The following is a 2,524-nucleotide window of genomic DNA, read 5'->3' as shown; positions in this document are numbered from 1 at the left end:
TTCCGTGCGGCGCGGTGTTCGATTCCCAGGACATCCTGAGCGACCCTCACCTGCGCGAGCGGGGCATGGTGGCAACGGTCGAGCATCCCACCCGGGGTGAGATCACGATGCCGACCTGCGCGGTCCAGCTGGACGATTCGCCGCTCGACCTCAAACCCGCCCCGCTCCTGGGCCAGCATAACGCCGAGGTGTATCAGGACCTGCTGGGTCTGAGTCCCGAGGCGGTCAAGGATCTGGAGAAAGAGGGGATTATTTAACCACGCCGACGCCGGATTCTTCTGGATTGCGGAGGGCCGCAGCACGGAGAAATAGTATAGCCTACCGCATCCCCGACCGCACAGCCTCGCGTGTCTCCGCCGTCAGGAAAACCGCACTTTGAATTGCGCTGGGTCTTGGCCTACACGCTCAATGATGAGTCGAGCAGTTTTAGCGATATCTTCGCCGCTGGCGTGCGTCTCAACATGTAATGATTCCACTTGGGCACCATTCCTGAAGGGGTCTCCGCTCGGATGAACAGGTGTGGTAGACACTACGTATCTTTTTTTGCTCCGTGGCTTCTGAATAGGACAGTCGCTTGTCTTAAGGTAATTGCCCTTTACGAGCCAGCGCGTGATTTCGACCATTAACGATTTCCACGTCTTAATTGGTGGGCTGAACGAATTGTCAGGAAACTGGACTGCTACCGGACGAGAGCCTTTTTTTGGATTCAACACCGATATTGCCTGCCATTCATCCGGGCTTGGAGGCGGCGATGGAGAAGTGGAAATCAGAGATTTCGGCTGAGCAGACCGGTTGGGAGTCGGCACGACAACTAGAGCTTGCCCAGGGGCAATCTGGCCTGAACCCACGTTGGGTCTCCACAACGCCAAGGTCTTCAAGCACTCTTCGGCAGCCGACCCGTCCTTCAAATCAAACTGGACTATCCGCTTCTCGGCTATGGGGACGGGTTTGTGGGTTTCATAAATTTCCCAACGCCTACCATCAGTGATTGAGAAGTAGGGGGTCCCCTGCTCCAGGCAGTAACCAATGCCCTGACTGAGCGCATTTTGCAGAGGCGATTCCAGGCTCTTCGCCTCCACCATCACAGTGGGTTTGCCATCACTGAGTAGGGCGTAGTCTGCCCGCCCGCCGCCCACTTTGTACTCAGGTATCACCAAGTCAGGATTCCCAGTGTCCCAACCCAGCTCTCGCAGCAGCGGGTCAATCAGCGCGTAGCGGGTCAGCGCCTCGCTCTGGCGAAGCTTGCTGCCATGAGCGTCGATCCGTTCACGGAGCTTTTCTACCAGGCTCAGTAGACTGTCCAGGGGCATGGCTACTCGGCCAGGGCGTCCATTTTTTCGGCCAGGTCGAAGTCGAGCTGGCTGATGCCGCCCACGTCGTGGGTGTTGAGATCGACCCTGACCGTGCTGTAGACGTTGAACCACTCCGGGTGGTGGTTCATGGATTCGGCGACCAGGGCCGCGCTGGTCATAAAACCAAAGGCCTGCACGAAGTCCTGGAATTTGTATTCGCGGTGGAGCTTGCCCTCGACCACGGTCCAGCCGGGCCGGCTGGTCAGGGCGGTCTGAATCTCGGCGTCTGAAAGTTTGCGGCGTGCCATAGCTGTCTCCTTTGGGTGTGGGGAATATCGACTCACAATCTTGACAGCCGAACAGCAAGAATGCCAGAGTGGGCGGGTCAAAAAGGAGAAGAGCATGGCTCAGACTGCGCCTCTACAGTCTCCGCATCTTGAAACCCAGTACGACGACCTGATCGAAGACCTGTTTGCCCGCGGGGTGACCGACGGGCTGCCGGTCGTGCCGCCGACCGAAGAGCGGGTGCAGGCCATGCTCGACGCGGTAGACCGCGACCCCCAGGAGGTCCTTGGTATGGTCGGGCCCAACTATGGCCCGGCCAGCGTCGAAAAAGTCGCCATCAACGCGGTCATGGCCGGCTGTCACCCGAGCTTCTTTCCGGTCGTTGTGGCTGCGGTGGAAGCCATATGCGAGGAGCAGTTTGCCCTGCACGCGATCAACGTCACGACCTTCTCGGCCACGCCGCTGACGATTATCAACGGCCCGATCCGTCGCCAGATCGGGGTCAACTGCGGCCATAACGCCCTGGGTCACGGCTTTCGGGCCAACGCCACCATCGGCCGCGCGATTCGTCTGATTATTCTGAATATCGGCGGCGCCAAGCCGCAGGAAATTTGCAAGGCGACCCTCGGTCATCCCGCCCAGTTCACCTTCTGTGTGGGCGAGGACGAGGAGGAGAGTCCCTGGGAGCCGCTGCACGTCGAGCGCGGCTTTCGGCCCGAGCAGAGCACGGTGACCCTGTTTGGCGGTCACTCGCCGTTTCAGATCAACGACCACGCCAGCCGCACGGCCGAACAGCTGGCCCTGTCCCTGGGCTGGACCATGACCTCGGTCTGGAACCACAAGAACTTCCCGGTCTTTTCCGATACCGCCCTGATTCTGGGACCGGAGCACGCCAAGACCTTTGCCCAGGACGGCTGGTCAAAAAACGATATCCGGCAGTTTCTGTT

At 59.5% G+C, this 2,524-nt stretch carries 4 protein-coding genes; 2 read left to right on the top strand and 2 right to left on the bottom strand.

The genetic code is table 11. From position 1 onward, the window contains the following. On the top strand, positions 1–257 hold a 257-nt coding region (locus tag J4F42_22550), incomplete at its 5' end, for a CoA transferase (GenBank protein MCE2488304.1). A 102-nt stretch (positions 258–359) separates the two neighbouring features. Here J4F42_22550 and J4F42_22545 read toward each other — a convergent pair. Together J4F42_22545 and J4F42_22540 are read right to left on the bottom strand one after the other, a co-directional pair. Then, complete coding sequence (locus J4F42_22545; protein MCE2488303.1) at positions 360–1,310, bottom strand: hypothetical protein; 951 nt, start codon at positions 1,308–1,310, stop codon at positions 360–362. A 2-nt stretch (positions 1,311–1,312) separates the two neighbouring features. Next, the gene (locus J4F42_22540) at positions 1,313–1,600 is read right to left on the bottom strand and encodes a 4a-hydroxytetrahydrobiopterin dehydratase (GenBank protein ID MCE2488302.1); all 288 of its coding nucleotides are present in this window, start codon (positions 1,598–1,600) and stop codon (positions 1,313–1,315) included. 94 nt (positions 1,601–1,694) lie between these two features. Between J4F42_22540 and J4F42_22535 the strand changes: the two genes are divergently transcribed. Beyond that, positions 1,695–2,524 (top strand): hypothetical protein (locus J4F42_22535; GenBank protein ID MCE2488301.1); only part of this gene is annotated, 830 nt, incomplete at its 3' end.

The sequence above is a fragment of the Desulfurellaceae bacterium genome (assembly GCA_021296095.1).
Lineage (GTDB): Bacteria > Desulfobacterota > Binatia > Bin18 > Bin18 > JAAXHF01.
Note: the sequence above shows the minus strand (reverse complement) of the source record. Positions and strands in the feature narration are given on the sequence as shown.